We start from the raw sequence: 18,240 nt of genomic DNA, 5'->3' as shown, positions 1-18,240 counted from the left end.
GCGGAGGTGCTGTTCATGCTTACATTTACGGAGGAACTGAGAAACGAAGCGGAGCCGATATACCGGGCAATCATGGAGCATCCGTTCGTTCGGGGAATTGCTGAGGGTACGGTTAAGAAAGAGCAGTTGATCCACTACGTCAAGCAGGATTTTGAATATTTGAACGCCTTTATTCGTATTTATGGCATTGCGATTTCCAAATGCGACAACCGTGATACTATGGCTCTTTTCAACGAGCAAATTTCGTTTGTGCTGAACAGCGAGACACACCCCCATCGTAATTTTTGCGACGTGGCAGGCGTGACGTTCGAAGAACTCCAAGGCTACCCGCTTGCTCCATCCGCAAGCCATTATGTGTCCCATATGCTGACCGTCGCTCACGAGGGCACATTGGAAGATATTATAGCAGCTTTGCTGCCGTGCCCTTGGACATATGTGGAGATTGGACAACACTTGCTAAAAGAAGTGAATCCGGATGAGACACATCCGTTCTATGAGTGGATTCATTTCTATGGAGACCTCGGCAGCGGGATTACGGACAAGATGCGCCGCATGCTGGATGAATGGGTAATGCCGTTTTCACCAGCACGCAAGCAGCAGCTGAAAAAGCATTTTCTGACCAGTTGCCAACTGGAATATATGTTCTGGGACATGGCTTATAAAGAAGAGGACTGGCCGGTACGCTTGGCGGAGAAGGCAGAGGTGAAGCAAGGATGAACGGCATGCAGCTCCTCCCCCTGCGCATTAAGGAACGACGCCCCCTCATCCATAATATTACGAATATTGTCGTCGCCAACTTTGCCGCCAACGGTTTGCTTGCCATTGGCGCCTCCCCTGTGATGGCTTCGGCCAAGGAAGAGGTCGCGGACATGGCTAAGGCAGCAGACGCGCTCGTGCTGAACCTTGGTACACTCCATGCAGATATGATAGAAGCTATGCTTATCGCAGGTCGATCGGCGAATGTGCACGGCATTCCGGTTCTTCTCGATCCGGTAGGTGCAGGCGCAACGCCTTATCGGACGAAGGCAGCGCTGAACATGTTAAAAGAATTGCGCGTCTCGATCGTGCGCGGCAACGCCGCGGAAATTGCCCAGCTAATGGGTGAAGCCGGCGCAATCAAGGGCGTTGATTGCGTAGAGTCCCAAGCATCCCCTCGCACCCCGGAAGCGTTGTTCGATCTTGCTGCGCGGGCAGCCGAGCGGTTTGGCACAATCGTTGCCATTTCGGGAAAAGAGGACGTCATTACGGACGGTACAACGGGCTACATCATTGCGGGCGGTCATCCGATGTTAACGAGCATAACGGGAAGCGGGTGTCTGCTGACATCTGTAATCGGGGCATTTGCCGCGATAGAATCTGATTTATTGCTGGCAGGAGCCTCAGCGATGTCTTATTATGGGTGCGCAGCCGCAAGAGCCTATCGAACGGCTGGCCACCGAGGGCCCGGCAGCTTCCAGACCGCATTTCTTGATGCATTGTCTGAAATCGGCCAGTTCGATACGGCAGCCTCGACTATCACCCCTCGCCAAGCTGCTGCAAGAAGGAAGGTATGGCTATGACGGTTGCACGAGCATTGACGATTGCCGGCTCTGATAGCGGAGGAGGCGCCGGCATTCAAGCCGACATCAAGACATTTCAAGAGCTAAATGTATTCGGCATGTCAGCGATTACGGCCGTGACGGTACAGAACACGCTCGGCGTTCATGGTGTGTACCCGCTGCCTCCTGAAGCCGTTGCCGAACAAATGAACGCCGTCGAAGAAGATATCGGTGTTGATGCTGTCAAAACAGGCATGCTGTTCAGCGCAGACATCATTGAGACCGTGGCGAATCGTCTTGAAGCATTCGGCTGGAACAACGTTGTCGTCGACCCGGTCATGATTGCCAAGGGAGGCGCGCAGTTGCTCGAGAAAGAGGCCATTGAGGCCATGAAGAGCCGCCTGCTGCCGCTCGCGCTGATTGTCACCCCGAACATCCCGGAGGCAGAAGCGCTTGCGGGAATGAAGATTGTGTCCCTGCAAGATCGGTGCGAGGCCGCAACGAAAATTGCCGATTGGGGCGCCAAAATGGTCGTCATCAAGGGCGGCCATGACATGACTACCGAGCTTGCCGTTGACCTGTTCTTTGACGGGACTTGCTTTACAATGCTGGAAGACCGGAGAATCACGACCAAGCATACTCATGGCACGGGATGCACCTATTCGGCAGCTATTGCGGCAGAGCTCGCGAAAGGCGCTGCTCCCAACGAAGCGGTTCGTACTGCGCGTCATTATATTCAGGCAGCAATAGAGGAGACGCTTAGTCTTGGCGGCGGCAACGGCCCGACAAACCACTGGGCATATCGGCAGCGGCAGAAGGATGGGGTGGTCAGATGACAAGTATAGAAAGCCGTATTGACGAAGGCCGCATGCGTTCCTATTTGCGGCTGTACCTCGTGCTCGGCAGCTCCAATTGCAAGACAGACCCGGCATCGGTTGTCGAGGAAGCCATACGCGGAGGAGCAACGATGATACAGTTCCGGGAAAAAGGCTCTAAGGCGGCGAGGCTTGCGGCAAAGGAAGATCTTGCAAGACGTATCCAGGCGATATGCAGAAGGCACGGCGTCCCCTTCATCGTCAACGATGATGTGGAACTGGCACTTGCCTTGAATGCGGACGGAGTTCATATCGGTCAGGACGACGAGCCTGCGGCCCAAGTCAGGGAACGTATCGGCGACAAAATCCTCGGTGTATCCGTTCATTCTACAGCCGAGGCTCGGCTGGCAGAAGAACTGGGCGCCGATTATCTTGGCGTAGGGCCGATTTATCCGACTGCTTCCAAAGAAGATGCACAGCAGCCGCAGGGCACTGAAATCATTCAGCGGCTAACAAAGCTAACATCCATGCCGATCGTAGCCATTGGCGGCATAACGGCAGACCGTGCGCCACATGTAATACAAGCAGGTGCAGATGGGGTCGCGGTCATCTCTGCCATTACCCATGCGGAAAATATATATCAAGCCGCCAAAATATTAGCTTCTAGGGCAACTGGCTGACTCGATTACGAGAAAGTTTGCCGAACCATTTTTAATCTCCAGTAAGTCCATGAAACGAATCGATATTGAACCGATTTTTTAGTATTTTCTACGAATAAAAGCAAAAGAATCCGCTGGTAGGCGGATTCTTTTTGCTTTTTGACTTTACTGCCTTTAATCCCGTCCCTTCTACATTGCATGCTCAAGCTTCAGTAACTCATCCGTGCGCACACATTTCAATCCACGTTGATTCGTCTCGGATAACACTTCTCGCAGCACCGTGATCATTTGCTTGGGTGCCTCCCTGTCAGCGCCAAATGTATCGCCGCTATCATGCAGCACAATGACCGCACCTGGCTCGATGCGTTCGGAAAGCAGCTTGCGCAAGTTGCGTTTCCCTGTATCCAGCTTCCAATCCCGCGCAATAATCGACCACAGCACAACCCGATAAGATTTGCGCAGCAGGAACAAATCTCCGATATTCAATATCCCCCACGGCGGGCGATAGAAGGTTGGGCGCTCGCCTGTAATGCGTTCGATAATATCCGCAGAACGCTCCACATGCTCACGCCGAATGTTTCGTGGACTCATAATCCAGTTTGGCATATGCGTATAATTGTGAATGCCTATCTGATGGCCTTCCTCGTGCATGCGTTTTACGAGCTCCGGATACTTTTCCGCCTTGCTGCCCAGAACGAAAAAGGTTGCTTTCACGCCCCGTTCGCGCAGCAAGTCCAACAGCTCTGGCGTATAGTCCGGATCAGGACCATCATCGAACGTAAATGCAATATGTCGACGTGCCCGCTTCCGTCTCGCCTTGCGGAATACGCCCCAGCCGCATATTCGAGTCAGCAAAAAAGGAAGCCCCATATATATGATGATTACTAATAATAGAACCCCAGCTATGATATTATCCATGTTACACCTTCCCTCCACTCGCATATCGATTCACAAGAGCTCCCCTTGTCATCATAAGCATCTTCGGCACAAGCTTGGAACGCTGCTGCTTCAGCCGCTTGGCGCCATCCGGGTTGAGCATGCGCAGCAGCAAGCGCAGATATATGGTGGATACTTGATTCATCCACTTCGTTTCCAATGGATGCAGCTCGAAGCCTAACCCATGAATAATGCCGCGATGAAGCAGAGTGATCCCCGTCAGCGCCCTCACCTTCGCTAATTCGGGTTTCGTGTCAACCGCATGGCCGATATGCTTCAGCGCATCGCGCAGCCTGCGCGCCGTAACAAGTGCTGCACGATCCGCACCTACCGTACGTGACAGCTCCAGCACCTCCCGATTATCAAGATGGATCTCACAGACATAATCCCCTTTATGAATACAGGTTCCATCCTCACAGCGAATAGAGGAGCCCCGATGTGTTCGAACGACAATTTTGCATATTCCGTACTGAGACTGATATACGCTCCGCAGAGGAGTAATCATTTCGAATACAGCCTCCCATGTCATCCACAGCGATTGCAGCATCTTGTTGCCCAAGGCGGATATCATGCACAATCAAATCCTTCCTATAAGAAAATTCATTTCTTTGTCTTGATTACATCGTACATGGCAGAATTCTCTTTTTTCTTACCCCATTCTTACAAGTTCCTTAAATAGACAACACGAGCAAAGAATAATACCTGCCAATTTTTCTCATTAGACAACAAAAAAACAGTGCAGCACTTCAATTTCTGTGCCACACTGCTTTTTCTTCCGTATTCATTAGCTGGACGGATACTCTTTGGATCATCCGATTTATTCTTACATGTAATAGACTCCTAAACCATGCAGCTATCTGACGACCGTTCGGCCGGCTCGGACGCCAGCTCTAATACGTAATAGTCGTTCACATTGCGCACTTGGAAGCCGCAAGACGTATATAACCCAAGCGCCCTATCATTCTCGACTGCAACCTCTAATTCGATCATGGCGGACGGCTGATGCTCCCGAATATGCCGAATCATGCTCTCCAGCACCCAACGGCCGTATCCTTTGCCTCGATGCTCAGACAGAATACTGAAGCCGAACAGAAATGCATTGCCTTCCTCCTGCATCACATGAATTTTTCCGATTGGCAGCCCTTCCCCATTGTCCTGCTGAATCTCGATAACATGAATGCGATCAACAGAAGAGCTCAACGTACCTTCTACGTACCCTCTTGCTTCTTCTTCCTTCAAATCAAAGCCATCCATGTTCACCTTAATCAGCATATCTACGTCATCCGCTTCCGCCGATCGTAAACGAAGTGGCGCTGAGCAGGCAGCGAAATCGCTGTTAAGCTCCTTCCCACCGTCAAGCTTCATCCAGTATTCGGCGAAGCTGTACTTCGACCCAATGCTCTCCAAAAATCCCTTCCCAGATTGGGCAGAACGAGCACAGATAAAAATAAGCTTCTCCACTCGGCGTTTCCTGCACTCCTGCTTCGCTTCCTTGACAAGCTGACTGAATATGCCTTGACGCCGGTACTTGGGATGTACCATCCCGCTAATCTCCACTTCCGACGGACTGAACTGAAATATCCCAAGGAATCCGACGATCTCGCCATTAGCCGTATACACATAGTCATTAGCAAGATTATCCGTACGTGCAGTAAGCATATCCCAATTCAGCTTCAAAAAAATTTGATCATGCTCATTGCATATGCCTTCCAAACGGCGCAGTCCCTTAAGCTGTTCATCATTCATTTGGGTATAGGTTCGCAAGCCTGTGAAGTTCATCTCTACTCATCTCCTTCGCGTTCAAAATACCGAATTCATGAGATTTTATTCCACACCTTGGCTATTATTTCCTTTTCAATCCACTCAGCAATTTGTTGAATTGGCTGCATTCCTAGATCGCCCTCGCCCCGCTTACGGACGGACACGCTTCTGCTAGCCTGCTCTTGCTCTCCTACAATTAGCATGTAAGGAACTTTGCTTTTCTGCGCTTCGCGTATTTTGAATCCTAAACGCTCATTGCGCGCATCCACTTGCACACGAATGCCCGACTGTTCCAGCGACTCCTTCACTTGATATGCATAATCGGCGAAAAGATCCGACACAGGCAGTACCGCCACCTGAACGGGCGCAAGCCATGTCGGGAATGCTCCTGCATAATGCTCTGTCAATATGCCAATGAACCGATCAATCGAGCCATACACCGCGCGGTGAATAACAACAGGCCGATGCTTCAGGCTATCCTCTCCAATATAGGACAGGTCGAATTTCTCCGGCATTTGGAAGTCGAGCTGAATCGTACCGCATTGCCAGCTCCGCTTGAGTGCGTCCAAAATATGAAAGTCGATTTTCGGCCCATAGAAGGCACCGTCCCCTTCATTGATCCGGTATGCGACACCGCGCTTATCCAATACGGTTTGCAGTGCGCGCTCCGCTTCGTTCCATAATTCCTCGGAGCCCATTGAATCCTCTGGCCGCGTGGACAATTCAATTTTGTATTCGAAGCCAAATACGTTATAAATATGATCAATCAGCGCCATAACCTTGCCGATCTCTTCTTCGATCTGATCCGGGCGGACAAAAAGATGCGCATCATCCTGACAGAACGTGCGGACGCGAAGCATGCCATTTAAAGCGCCGGACATTTCATGACGATGCACTTGACCGAACTCGCCAAGTCGAATCGGAAGCTCGCGATACGAGTGCATTTCATTTTTATAAATCAGCATATGTCCCGGGCAGTTCATTGGCTTCAGAGCGAATGTTGTATCGTCAACCTTAGTGAAGTACATATTGTCCTTGTAATGATCCCAATGCCCGGACTGCTCCCACAAGCGGTTGTTCATCATAAGCGGCGTGCGAACTTCGTCATAGCCGCGTCTTCGCTGAAGCCCGCGCGCGAAATCTTCCAGCTCTGTGCGAATGATCATGCCGTTCGGCAAGTAGAATGGCATGCCCGGCGCCTCTTCAGAGAACATGAACAGTCCGAGCTCCGTTCCAAGCTTGCGGTGGTCGCGCTTCTTGGCCTCTTCGAGCATATGCAAATAGTCATCCAGTTGATCCTTCTTTGCAAAAGCTGTGCCGTATACGCGCTGCAGCATTTTGTTGTTCGAATCCCCCCGCCAATATGCGCCAGACACCTTCATCAGCTTGAATGCCTTAATGCGCCCAGTCGATGGAACATGGGGTCCGCGGCACAGGTCAAGGAATTCCCCCTGCTTGTAAATTCGAATGACCGCATCCTCCGGCAGGTCGTGAATCAGTTCCAGCTTCAACGGCTCCTTCAATTCTGTAAACAGGCGAATGGCTTCTTCTCGGCTGACTACCTCGCGCTGAATCGGCAGGTTTTCCTGAATGATGCGGGACATTTCTTGTTCAATGGCCGCAAGGTCTTCGGTCGACAATGGCTTTTCAATATCAATATCGTAATAAAAGCCATCCTCAATGACCGGTCCAATCCCGAGCTTAACTGCATCCGTTCCATATATGCGTTTCATGGCTTGCGCCAAAATATGTGCCGTGCTGTGGCGAATGATGGCAAGACCATCCTTGCTGTCTGCTGTGACGATCTCAATGAGGCTGTCATGCTCGATCGCAGTGTCAACATCCATGAGCGTACCGTCGATTTTTCCGGCAAGTGCTTGCTTCTTCAAGCTTGTGCTAATCGATGCTGCAACTTCTTCGATGGTCGTGCCTTGCAAATACCTCCTGTTCGATTCGTCTGGAAATGTTACCTTGATCTCCATGCTTCAGCCTCCCTTTCCTCATAGTCGTTATTGAATGGAGAACGCCGCCCTGAGAGAACGCAAAAAAACGCATCTCTCCCCGTAAGGGACGAGTGCGTTCTGTCTCGTGGTTCCACCCTAATTCAATCCTGCATTGTGTGTTGGAACGGGCCAAGCCGCCATTCCCTGCAATTGCAAGATCCTTCATTGGTCATCCGATAACGAGGATGGGACGGTGCTGCTTACTATCAAGTCGCCGCTTGCAACTGCTTGGATCGCAATTGCGGCCTCTTGAGTTCAACACCACGGCTGCAAAGGGGTAATTTCACAACCGTAGCTGAAGAAGCTTGCACCAATCGCTTCTCTCTCTGGACAGCTCGTGCAGGAAATCATGTCTTTGGTCATCGCCTGATGAATATGGAGATAATGTTACACACATTTCGCAAGAAAAGTCAATATTATTTTAAAAAAATTAATTCCCTCGCTCTTCCAAAGGAACCCTATTGATCTGCATATAGGGCTGTGCTAGCATAACGTCGCAGGTAAATTGTCCATATTTTACAAAGAGGAAGCATTCCGGCTTCATGAACTACGTACAGAAGGGAATACATGCCTTAAAAAGGCATTCTGCTTGGACTAAGGCAGACCATGATCTTGGCTTGAAAGTACCCATCCCTTTTTGTTATATTCGCTTGACAATTCGTACGAGAAGCATTAATTTATTGATTAATAAATAACTAATTCAAGTAAGGTGTTGAACCGACATGTCGCCAAAAGAAGCCTCTCCCTCTCGCAAGGATCAAATTATTGACGCCGCTGTCGCATCCTTTGCCGAGCACGGTTTTTACAAAACTACAACCGCTAATGTCGCCAAGGCGGCTGGTGTGACGCAGCCCTATGTGTTTCACTTTTTCAAATCCAAGGAAGAATTATTCATTGCTGTTCTCGAACGCGCTAAGGGGAAAATTGAAGAGGCCTTTTCCAGTGTGGATGCCCCCCCTGAACAGTTAGTGGAGACGATGGGACGCGCCTTCGGCAAACTTATCGAGACGCATCGCGACGAGATGCTTGTGACAATGCAGGCATTTACGACATCAGAGCCAGCGGTGCGAGATGCGGTACGCGACCATTTCACCTTAATTCATCAGACCGTCATTCGACGCTTTGAACAAGCTGGAATTCCGAATGCCAAGTTCGCTGCCAGCATGTTCATCGGCTCCGGTCTAATTATTACGATGTCAGAGGTGCTAGAAGCGCCTAATTTATCACCGTGGCCAAAACAATAAACGGTATAAGAACCTGCTTCACTGCGCCTCTGCGAGGTCGCACTTTTTTTTGGTGTTATATTTATTGACTGATAAATAAATAAATAAAGGTATGAGGTGTATGTATTCATGAACAAGATGTCTGTAAAATCAGCTTATTTTCACCTATTGAAGTCGCCGACAGTCATAATCGGCATGATAACTGCGCTTATTTTTCAAATGTTGTTCAGCCTAATCTGGCTGACGGGATATGATCATTTGACGGACAATGTGAATCGGCTCGCCATAGCGGTTGTGAATGAGGATCAAGCGATCGGCACGCAAGCCGTGCAAGCGATGATAGAAAAGCTGCCTTTTCATATGACGGAGGAAGCCAGTATGGAACAAGCGATGACACATCTTAACGAACGCAAGCTGCAAATGGTCGTGCACATCCCAGCAAACTTCTCTAAGCAGTTGATGGATCCAGCTCAGAAGGCAGTCGTCACCTACTCTGTGAATGAATCCAATCCAAGCATGGTGAAAAGTGTGATGCAATCGGTCGCAAGTCAACTTACTGCCTCGCTCAATGAACAAGCGGTTCGTACGGGTATGACTAATGTACTGGAGCAGGCACAAATTCCACATATACAAGCGAATAGTCTCTCAGAGTCAATGGCTGCGCGCATCGTAGCCGATATGAACAACCTTCATCCCATCTCTAATTTTTCATGGTCGATGGTGCCTATGATGATGCTGCTTGCTTCTTTTGTCGGCTGTATGCTGCTCGCCATGGAAATGAATAAGGCCGCCAAAACATTCAAGCAGACATGCGGCTGCTGGACATTGCTAACGGCCCGCTCATTGCTTACTATTACAGCCTCTATTGTGATCACAACTGTTGGCACAGGCATGGTTACACTTATGGGCGTTCATTCTGAACAAGGCGTTGCCTTGATGTGGCTGTTCCAGCTCGTCTATGTCATTACATTTTTATATGTCGTGCAGCTTTCATTTTATATCTTTAGTGATGCAGGCGCATGGGTCAATATTGCCCTGTTGTCGATTCAATTGATTACATCTGGAGCCATGCTGCCGCGCGAGCTGCTGCCGACCTTCTATCGGACGATAAGTGATTACTCTCCTGCCACCTATGCGGTCAATGGGATTATGAATTTGGTGAACGGCGGTCCAGCCATAACGAATTCAATCTATTCGCTCTTGCTCATCTTGGCAATTGTTATCTTACTGACAGTCGCTATAGTGGGAGGCATACAGTTACTTAAGCGCAAGCCGAAAGAGCATGCTCAATTGGCGTCGTAGCCCGTACGTAAACTCGTCATGATTGTAGAGAGCGTGCAATAAAATCCAACGAAGCGCCGTCCTCCGCATTATGCGAATAGATGGCGCTTCACTCGTTAATCGCTATACCATTTGCTCCAGCTTTACGATAGCCCCGTATACGTCTGCCGCGGTTACGCCTTCTTGCCTCATCAGGTGAATGGATTCCTGTGGAGCAGCAGCTTGCCGTGCAATGCTCTCCAGCGTTGCCCGATCTTCACCGGACAAACCTAAATCATTAAGACGATACGGCAAACCTAAATCCTTATAAAATGGGAGAAGCTGCTTCACTTCCTCTACATTGTCCTCCAATACTAACTGAACGAGGATGCCATACGCGACCTTATCCCCATGCAGCAAATGATGCGTAGCTGGCGCAGCGGTCAGGCCATTATGGATTGAGTGGGCCCCCGCAATTCGGCCAAGATGATCGCCGAAACCGCCAACCAGGCCGCCCGTCATAATGATCGTCTCCGCTACCTCTACGAAAGCATCGGATAGCTGCTTCTGTTCCGCGTCGAAAATGCTCTGACGTCCATGTTCCAGAAGAGTAGTATGGCATAGACGAGCTGTAAGATGTGCTACCTGTACTGCGGCTGAGCGGTGCTGCAAATTGCGAATGAGCACATCCGCCTCATACCATTTTGCTAATGTATCGGCTATCCCTGCGCGCAGATAATCAACAGGTGCATGCAAAGCAATGCGTGGTTCAAGCAGCACCATAAGCGTGCTTTTCGGAAATACGGAATAGTGGGTGAATTGTCCTACTTCGTTATAGAACACGCTAAGTGGCGTCCATGCTGCGCAATTCGAAGCGAGCGTCGGTACAAGAATCGTATCCAGCCCCGACGTATTGCCCGCCGCTTTAACCAAGTCCATCACCTTGCCGCCGCCGAGACCAAGAATGGCATCCGCTCGTTCTGCCAATGCATAGCAAGCAATGCGATGTGCTTCCTGCAATGTGCATTCCCCTTGATAACGCAGATATAACAACGTTATGTTCGATTCTTGTGGCCAATACGGCTGTGCTGCTTCCAAGGAGCGATCGCCATGAACGACGATTACTCGCTTGTATTGAAATGGTGCCAATAACGCGACCAGCTTGCCCAATATACCTGTCTCACAATGATACACGGCTGGTGTGCCTCTAACGACGATAGATTGCCCTTCCTTTTCCTTCGGCATTGATTTCACTTCCTTTTCAGCATCCATTCTGGCTTGCCAAAGCCCTTGAACTGCTCATCCATCGTTTTTTCAAATTCTGGTGATTCAACAGCTTCCCTCAAATCCTTGGCGAACTGCTTATCCAAGTCAGTTGTGTTCACCACGACGCGGTTGCGATAATCATCCGGCATATTCTCGAGCTTTAATGCATCGAGCAGATTCATCTTCGCTGCAAGCGCGAAGTTACCGGGAACAAGAGACAGATCAGCGCTATCTACTGCCCGCGGCAGCTGAGCAGCCTCAATTGGCTGCAGAACAAGCTGCTTCGGATTGTCCTTCACGTCCTTCTCTGATACACGCAGCGGGTCGATTTCCTTGTTCACCGTAATGAGTCCTGCGTCTTGCAGCAGTCCCAATGTACGAGCCAGGTTGGTCGGATCGTTCGCAATTGCTACTGTGCTCCCGTCTGTGATTTCGTCCAATGATTTGAACTTGGTCGAATAGATTCCCATTGGGGCCGTTGGCACAGAAATGAGCTCCGACAAGCCAATTTTATTTTCCTTTGCGAAGTTCTCCATATAGATCTTGTGCTGGAACAAGTTCGCGCTCAAGTCGCCGTTGGACAGCGCCAAGTTCGGCTGTACATAATCTCCGAATTCAACAAGCTCGACACGATACCCCTTCTTCTCCAAAATCGGCTTGATCGCTTTCGTTACCATATCACTGTAAGGGCCTGCTGTCGCCCCGATTTTCAGCACCTTACTTTCTGTGCTCACATTGCTATTTTCGCCTGAAGCTGTTGATGTATCTTTGCCGCCGCATCCGGCCAGCAAGCCAATTGCTAGAATAAGAGAAAGAATAAGAGCTGTTTTCTTCATGATGATAACCTCCGTTTGACGATATTTTTTGTATAGACTGCTAATCAAACAGCAGTCCTTGCTGGATTCAGCAGTTAGTCTGAAATAAGCATCGCTGAAATAGCATTATCGCTTGTCTACTTTCTTCGCTATAAAGTCACCGCCGTACTGAATGATCTGCACCAAGCAGATCAGAATGATTACCGTGGCAAACATGACAGTGTTGTCGTAGCGATAGTAACCGAATCGAATCGCCAAATCGCCGATTCCGCCTCCACCGACTGTTCCAGCCATTGCCGAATAAGCGACGAGGCTGATTGCTGTAATGTTCACGCCTTGAATGATGCCTGACTTTGCTTCAGGAAGGAGAACATCCTTAATGATCATCCACGGTGTTGCACCGATGGAAATTGCCGCCTCGATGACGCCTTTGTCAATCTCGCGCAGCGCCGTTTCTACCAAGCGGGCAAAGAACGGAATTGCCGCAATCGAGAGTGATACCGAAGCAGCCGTCGGACCAATCGTGGAGCCGACAATGAGCTTCGTCAGCGGCAGCAGTGTCACCAGCAAAATGATGAACGGAATCGACCGTATCATGTTGACGATAAAACCCAGCACATTTTTCGTAAACGCATTTTCAAGGAACAGCCCCTTATCGGTTACAAATAAAAGAATTCCAATGGGAAGACCCAGAATTATGGCAGCAAACAGTGAAATTCCAACCATATAGAGCGTCTGGACAAAAGCCTTGCCCAAGTCCGGCAGCAGTTGGATGATCGAATCACTCAGCATGATGAAGGACCTCCAATCGATAGGTTCGTTCTTTGATGTAGTCGAGTGCCTGCCGCAAGTCTGACACTTCTCCGTCCAGTTCTAAAATGAGAATGCCAAGCGGTTTGTCATGGATATATTCAATTTTGCCATGCAGAATATTTGTTCTAATTTTAAAGTGAGCCATCACATCTGTAATAATCGCCTCCTCCGCTTGTGGTGCCACAAATTGAATTTTCACAATCGTTCCCTTGCAATGCTGAATCAGCCGTTCTGGAAGGTTGAACTGGAACAAACTGCTGATGAACGAGCGCGTCATCGGATGCTGTGGATCAGAGAAAATGTTGTAGACTGGCCCCTCTTCTACCACTTTCCCGTTCTGCATAACCGCCATCCGGTCACAAATGTCCTTCACGACTTCCATCTCATGCGTAATCAGCACTATCGTCAGGTTCAACTCGCGATTGATGTTTTTCAGCAGCTCCAGAATCGACTGTGTCGTCTCCGGATCTAACGCAGATGTTGCTTCATCGCACAGCAGCACATGCGGTTCATTCGCCAGCGCTCTGGCGATGCCTACTCTCTGCTTCTGACCACCGCTGAGCTGGGCAGGATATACATCGCGTTTATCAGCCAACCCAACCATTTCAAGCAGTTCGATTACCCGCGGCTCAAGATCAGCCTTCGACTTATTGTTGGCCTTTAGGGCAAAGGCGATGTTCTCGAATACTGTTTTGGAGCGGATAAGATGAAAGTGCTGAAAGATCATGCCGATCTTTAATCTTGCCTGCCTTAAGCTCTCCCCGCGCAGCTTCGTCAAGTCAACTCCATCGACAAAAATGCTGCCGGATGTAGGCTCCTCCAACAGGTTGATGCAGCGCAGCAGCGAGCTCTTCCCCGCCCCGCTTCGTCCGATAATCCCGTAAATTTCTCCCTTGCGAATCGTAAGGGATACGTTATTTACGCCGATGACGGTCGATGACTTGCTTCGATATTCCTTTACCAAATTCCGAATTTCGATCATATGATCCCCCCGCCATTCCTGTTGCTTAACCCTGGATGAATACTAAAAAACCTCTTTCCCTAAGAGAAAGAGGTTGAATTGGCAGTATCGCCACACTTATCTCTCAGAATGGAATCATTCCGTAGGATTTAGCACCGTTTACTCACTAGTAAGGTTGCCGGACGTCATAGGGCCTAGTCCCTCAGTCACTCTTGATAAGGTAGTATGAAGTTGTCATTTGTTGTTGAAAATATTACATCTGAAAATATGAGTTGTCAACAATATTTTCATTTCAATTTCAAAGTGATTCTTTATCTGCTCTCTTACATTTCATTCAGCTTTGAAGGCATATATATGGAACATACAATAGAATGGCTTACAAGGGCGGTCGGCTATCCTCCGGAAGGGAGGTGATGCCTGTGAGCGTATATGAAGCGTTATCCGCCATGCTTCAATTCGGTCTATGGATACTAGCGTTAATTACATTGATTATTACACTGCTGATGTATCTCAATAAACATAAACAGACCGCCCTAGGTCAAAGGATGCGGTCTATTTATGCTCCAAAAAGCCTTCCGCCCTTAAAAGCGGCTATTGTGTAGGGGTCGGTTGCCGCCGACTCCTTATTTATTCTTAATCATATCACTGGGAATATATACATGCAATGTGATCGCAAACAGGAGCAATTCACACCGAGTCATACACTTTCATATCATCTAATATTTCTTTATTCTTCGCAATGGATTTCCTTAAGCTGAAGTAATATATATGGATGCAACTTGGGCAGGAATACATAACTTTCTCCCATTTGAACCACCCTAATAAGACGGCATCCTAAGATGCAACTTTGATACAGCGCTTACAATTTCCACTTTACAGATCAGCCAGAAGACAGTAAGATAAGATCACATTAAGTTGTATACAAGTATACTTGTTGTACTTACAGCATGATCACAGGAGTGAATACAGCATGAAATTAGGCATGATTGGCCTTGGCAAAATGGGTTTCAACCTCGTAGATAACATATTGCAGCATAAGCATCAGGTAGTCGCTTACGATGTAAACGCAGAGCAGCGTCAAAAAGCAGCGGCACTCGGAGCAACTCCTGCAGATACGATCGAAGATCTCGTATCCAAGCTGGATTCGCCTAAAATCATCTGGATGATGGTTCCAGCCGGCGAAATCGTCGATCAAGTAGTAGAAACATTGCTCCCCCTTCTTTCTCCAGGGGACATCGTCATTGATGGCGGCAATTCCCACTACAAGCAATCGATCGCTCGAGGCGAGAAGTTACAAGCGCAGGGCGCTCATTACTTCGATGTAGGCACATCCGGCGGAATATCCGGCGCGGCTGAAGGCGGCTGCTTTATGATTGGCGGCGACGAGAAAGTGTTCGCTACACTTGAGCCTTTGTTCAAGGATATCGCAGTAGATCAAGGCTATTTGTATGCAGGCAAGAACGGCAGTGGACATTTTCTGAAAATGGTTCACAACGGAATTGAGTATGGAATGATGCAAGCCATCGCAGAAGGGTTCGAAGTATTGGACAAGAGCGACTTCAATTTTGATTACGAACAAGTTGCACGCGTATGGTCGAACGGATCGGTTATACGCAGCTGGCTGATGGATCTGACGCAAAACGCTTTCTCCAAAGATCCGAAGCTGGACAGCATTCGTGGAGTAATGCAAAGCTCTGGCGAAGGCAAATGGACAGTGGAAACTGCATTGGAGCTGCAAGCAAGCGCACCTGTTATCGCGATGTCCCTCTTCATGAGATATCGTTCGCTTGAATCGGATTCCTTCCACGGCAAAGTAGTTGCTGCGTTGCGCAACGAGTTCGGCGGACACCAAGTCGTTACGAAGGACTAATTTAAACATTTATGGAATGACGATTAACCCGATGGTCGCGTCGTGCAGCACTGTGGTACAATCAGAACCAAATCTTATGCAAGATATGGTTCAGAAAACCATTCATGGGGAGAGTTCAAAAATGGCACACTATCCAAAGCAGTGGCTGCAAGGCGCATCCCTTGGGGAATCCATCGCCTGTGAGCTGCGACTACAAATCATTAATGGGACGATTAAGCCAGGCGAAATTATATCGGAGAATCGAGTGGCGACCGACTTCGGCACCAGCCGCTCTCCTGTCCGCGAAGCGTTGAAAACGCTCTCTAACGAAGGCCTTATCCGCTTAGAACGAATGGGAGCTGTTGTATTGGGATTAAGCCTTACCGATGTTGAGGAGTTGTACGACGTTCGTTATCTTATTGAGAGCTTTGTTCAGCAGCGGCTCGCCATTATGAATACAGATGAGCTGAACATGAAGCTCTTGCAAATGATCGATAAGATGGAGCTGGCGATGAAGTACAATGATCCTGTTGAATTTGCTTATCAGGACTTGGCTTTCCATGAGGCGATTGTCACTGCAGCGGGACATAAGCGTATCCTTCATTTGTGGACGAGCATCCGGCAGATCGTTATGACCGTCATGCTCCTGACCACGGAAGAAATTTTCTCTGAAGGTGAAGCGAAGCTGTTTAGCGTAATTGAGAAGCACCGCACGATTGTAAGAGGGCTTCAATCGAAGAATACCTCTACGATTCAGCAGGTTGTATCTGCATACTTCGCCGATTCAAATCGCACTTTGCATGTCAGCTTGCCGCAATCCTGACGGCAAGCTGCAACAAATATAGGTTTTTGTATCACCAAGTTGTCGACAAGTATTCAAGTTTGAATGAAAGCGCTGTATTTGGAATATAACGCATAACGTGCACTTTTCAAAGGAGGCTACTACATCATGAGCACATTATTCGGAATGAGTCACAATCTAACATTACTAGTATGGACATTTATTACGATCGTATTTCTTATTGTGTTCATTGCCAAGCTAAAATGGAATCCTTTCGTAACCCTGCTCATATCCGCACTTATGCTTGGGCTGCTGACCGGCATGAAGCCGCAGGATGTTGTGCAATCGATTACACAAGGTCTTGGCGGCACACTAGGCACCATAGCAATCGTCATCGCGCTCGGCACGATGCTTGGCAAGATGATGGCTGAGTCCGGCGGTGCTGAACAAATTGCTACTACGCTAATCGATAAGTTCGGAGAGTCTCGCGTTCACTGGGCAATGCTGCTAGTGGGATTCATAGTTGGCATTCCGGTATTTTTTGAAGTCGGAGTTATTTTGCTTATTCCAATCGTCTTTACCGTTGCGCGCAAGACGAACAAGTCACTGCTCCAAATCGGCATTCCGATTCTGGCAGGTCTATCGACTGTGCACGGTCTCGTACCGCCGCACCCGGCACCAATGATCGCCATTGACGCCTATCAAGCCGATCTTGGACATACAATTTTGTATTCCTTGCTGATCGGGATTCCTACAGCAATTATTGCTGGTCCTATATTCGGCAAATTCATTGGTAAGCGTATTCAGGTGCAGCCGCCAGCCAAGCTGGCTGAGCAATTTGCACAAAAGAGCGATCGACCGCTCCCTGGCTTTGGCATCACATTGTTCACGATTTTACTGCCTGTTATTCTCATGCTGATTGGTTCTGTTGCAGACATTGTCGATCCTCAGGGCGTAAGCAGCTTATCTGTATTTTGCAAATTCATCGGTCATGAAATTATCGCACTTCTAATCGCAGTCGTTTTCTCCTTCTTCTCGCTCGGCTATACACGCGGCTTCAAGAAGGAAGACCTATCCCGCTTCACAAGTGAATGTCTGGCACCAACCGCAACGATCATCCTGATCATCGGCGGCGGGGGCGCATTCAAGCAAGTGCTTATCAATAGCGGTGTCGGCAGCGCAATCGCTGAACTGGCTACTCAAGCCAATATTAATGTTATTCTGTTCGCTTGGTTCGTTGCAGCATTGATTCGTGTCGCAACTGGTTCTGCAACCGTTGCCATGACGACAGCAGCCGGGATTGTTGCCCCGGTACTGGCGATGAATCCGGGAGTTCATGTAGAATTGGTTGTGCTGGCAACCGGCGCAGGCTCCATTGTACTGTCACATGTGAACGATGCCGGGTTCTGGATGGTGAAGGAATTTTTCAATATGTCCGTGCCTGAAACGCTCAAGTCTTGGACTGTCATGGAGACGATCTTATCTGTCGTCGGATTAGCATTGATATTACTGTTAAGCACAGTATTGTAATATACAAGGCAATGAAAGAAAGAAGGTTAA

Annotated in this window: 18 protein-coding genes and 1 riboswitch; of the genes, 10 read left to right on the top strand and 8 right to left on the bottom strand. The window is 48.8% G+C overall.

Going from position 1 to position 18,240, the window contains the following annotated elements; all coding sequences use genetic code 11:
• Window positions 1-15 precede the first annotated feature (15 nt).
• Genes tenA through thiE form a run of 4 tightly spaced genes read left to right on the top strand, consistent with a single transcriptional unit; the run spans window position 16 to window position 3,033 of the window.
• Window positions 16-717, top strand: coding sequence for a thiaminase II (tenA, locus tag ACQ5BJ_RS12670; RefSeq protein WP_367667128.1), 702 nt, complete (start codon window positions 16-18; stop codon window positions 715-717).
• Window positions 714-1,559: a hydroxyethylthiazole kinase gene (gene thiM / locus ACQ5BJ_RS12665; RefSeq protein ID WP_268621951.1), complete on the top strand. Its 846-nt coding sequence runs from the start codon at window positions 714-716 to the stop codon at window positions 1,557-1,559. Before tenA ends, thiM begins: the two co-directional genes overlap by 4 nt.
• A complete protein-coding gene (gene thiD / locus ACQ5BJ_RS12660; protein ID WP_430110771.1) occupies window positions 1,550-2,374 on the top strand; it encodes a bifunctional hydroxymethylpyrimidine kinase/phosphomethylpyrimidine kinase in 825 nt (274 codons plus the stop codon). The genes thiM and thiD overlap by 10 nt, the downstream gene beginning before the upstream one ends.
• Entirely contained in the window at window positions 2,371-3,033 is a 663-nt protein-coding gene (gene thiE, locus ACQ5BJ_RS12655; protein ID WP_005544152.1) for a thiamine phosphate synthase, read from the top strand. Before thiD ends, thiE begins: the two co-directional genes overlap by 4 nt.
• A gap of 168 nt (window positions 3,034-3,201) precedes the next feature.
• Here thiE and ACQ5BJ_RS12650 read toward each other — a convergent pair whose 3' ends face one another.
• The 4 genes from ACQ5BJ_RS12650 to thrS all read right to left on the bottom strand — a co-directional run bounded on the left by ACQ5BJ_RS12650 (window position 3,202) and on the right by thrS (window position 7,691).
• On the bottom strand, window positions 3,202-3,930 hold the full coding sequence (locus ACQ5BJ_RS12650) for a polysaccharide deacetylase family protein (protein ID WP_005544154.1): 729 nt from the start codon (window positions 3,928-3,930) through the stop codon (window positions 3,202-3,204).
• A 1-nt stretch (window position 3,931) separates the two neighbouring features.
• Complete coding sequence (locus ACQ5BJ_RS12645) at window positions 3,932-4,519, bottom strand: YkoP family protein (protein WP_005544156.1); 588 nt, start codon at window positions 4,517-4,519, stop codon at window positions 3,932-3,934.
• 269 nt (window positions 4,520-4,788) lie between these two features.
• Entirely contained in the window at window positions 4,789-5,727 is a 939-nt protein-coding gene (locus ACQ5BJ_RS12640) for a GNAT family N-acetyltransferase (protein ID WP_268593909.1), read from the bottom strand.
• Window positions 5,728-5,762: 35 nt separating this feature from the next.
• Window positions 5,763-7,691, bottom strand: a complete 1,929-nt coding sequence (gene thrS, locus ACQ5BJ_RS12635; RefSeq protein WP_430110775.1) for a threonine--tRNA ligase — start codon at window positions 7,689-7,691, stop codon at window positions 5,763-5,765.
• Window positions 7,692-8,434: 743 nt separating this feature from the next.
• Between thrS and ACQ5BJ_RS12630 the strand changes: the two genes are divergently transcribed.
• Both ACQ5BJ_RS12630 and ACQ5BJ_RS12625 read left to right on the top strand, forming a co-directional pair.
• Window positions 8,435-8,956, top strand: a complete 522-nt coding sequence (locus ACQ5BJ_RS12630; RefSeq protein ID WP_005544160.1) for a TetR/AcrR family transcriptional regulator — start codon at window positions 8,435-8,437, stop codon at window positions 8,954-8,956.
• 108 nt (window positions 8,957-9,064) lie between these two features.
• Entirely contained in the window at window positions 9,065-10,237 is a 1,173-nt protein-coding gene (locus ACQ5BJ_RS12625; protein WP_430110777.1) for a YhgE/Pip domain-containing protein, read from the top strand.
• A 102-nt stretch (window positions 10,238-10,339) separates the two neighbouring features.
• Here ACQ5BJ_RS12625 and ACQ5BJ_RS12620 read toward each other — a convergent pair whose 3' ends face one another.
• The 4 genes from ACQ5BJ_RS12620 to ACQ5BJ_RS12605 form a co-directional block, all read right to left on the bottom strand.
• The gene (locus tag ACQ5BJ_RS12620) at window positions 10,340-11,440 is read right to left on the bottom strand and encodes an iron-containing alcohol dehydrogenase family protein (RefSeq protein ID WP_430110780.1); all 1,101 of its coding nucleotides are present in this window, start codon (window positions 11,438-11,440) and stop codon (window positions 10,340-10,342) included.
• Window positions 11,441-11,445: 5 nt separating this feature from the next.
• Window positions 11,446-12,297, bottom strand: a complete 852-nt coding sequence (locus ACQ5BJ_RS12615) for a MetQ/NlpA family ABC transporter substrate-binding protein (RefSeq protein ID WP_187698549.1) — start codon at window positions 12,295-12,297, stop codon at window positions 11,446-11,448.
• A 105-nt stretch (window positions 12,298-12,402) separates the two neighbouring features.
• Window positions 12,403-13,068 carry a methionine ABC transporter permease gene (locus ACQ5BJ_RS12610; RefSeq protein ID WP_005544167.1) on the bottom strand — a complete coding sequence of 222 codons (666 nt, stop codon included), beginning with the start codon at window positions 13,066-13,068 and terminating at the stop codon, window positions 12,403-12,405.
• Window positions 13,058-14,071, bottom strand: a complete 1,014-nt coding sequence (locus ACQ5BJ_RS12605; RefSeq protein WP_430110784.1) for a methionine ABC transporter ATP-binding protein — start codon at window positions 14,069-14,071, stop codon at window positions 13,058-13,060. The genes ACQ5BJ_RS12610 and ACQ5BJ_RS12605 overlap by 11 nt, the downstream gene beginning before the upstream one ends.
• Window positions 14,072-14,164: 93 nt before the next feature.
• A riboswitch (SAM riboswitch) is annotated at window positions 14,165-14,272 on the bottom strand.
• A gap of 197 nt (window positions 14,273-14,469) precedes the next feature.
• Between ACQ5BJ_RS12605 and ACQ5BJ_RS12600 the strand changes: the two genes are divergently transcribed.
• The 4 genes from ACQ5BJ_RS12600 (at window position 14,470) to ACQ5BJ_RS12585 (ending at window position 18,210) form a co-directional block, all read left to right on the top strand.
• Complete coding sequence (locus tag ACQ5BJ_RS12600) at window positions 14,470-14,652, top strand: putative holin-like toxin (protein ID WP_040734992.1); 183 nt, start codon at window positions 14,470-14,472, stop codon at window positions 14,650-14,652.
• A gap of 368 nt (window positions 14,653-15,020) precedes the next feature.
• Window positions 15,021-15,920 (top strand): phosphogluconate dehydrogenase (NAD(+)-dependent, decarboxylating), encoded by a 900-nt coding sequence (gene gnd / locus ACQ5BJ_RS12595; protein WP_430110787.1) that lies wholly within the window; start codon window positions 15,021-15,023, stop codon window positions 15,918-15,920.
• A gap of 121 nt (window positions 15,921-16,041) precedes the next feature.
• Window positions 16,042-16,722, top strand: a complete 681-nt coding sequence (locus ACQ5BJ_RS12590; RefSeq protein WP_171414769.1) for a GntR family transcriptional regulator — start codon at window positions 16,042-16,044, stop codon at window positions 16,720-16,722.
• 126 nt (window positions 16,723-16,848) lie between these two features.
• Window positions 16,849-18,210, top strand: a complete 1,362-nt coding sequence (locus ACQ5BJ_RS12585; RefSeq protein ID WP_268621936.1) for a GntP family permease — start codon at window positions 16,849-16,851, stop codon at window positions 18,208-18,210.
• The last annotated feature ends 30 nt before the right edge of the window (window positions 18,211-18,240 follow it).

Origin of the sequence: Paenibacillus sp. B1-35, from assembly GCF_050474385.1 — a bacterium.
Taxonomy (GTDB): domain Bacteria; phylum Bacillota; class Bacilli; order Paenibacillales; family Paenibacillaceae; genus Paenibacillus_B; species Paenibacillus_B alvei.
The sequence above is the reverse complement of the archived record's forward strand: the minus strand, read 5'-3'. Positions and strand labels throughout refer to the sequence as shown.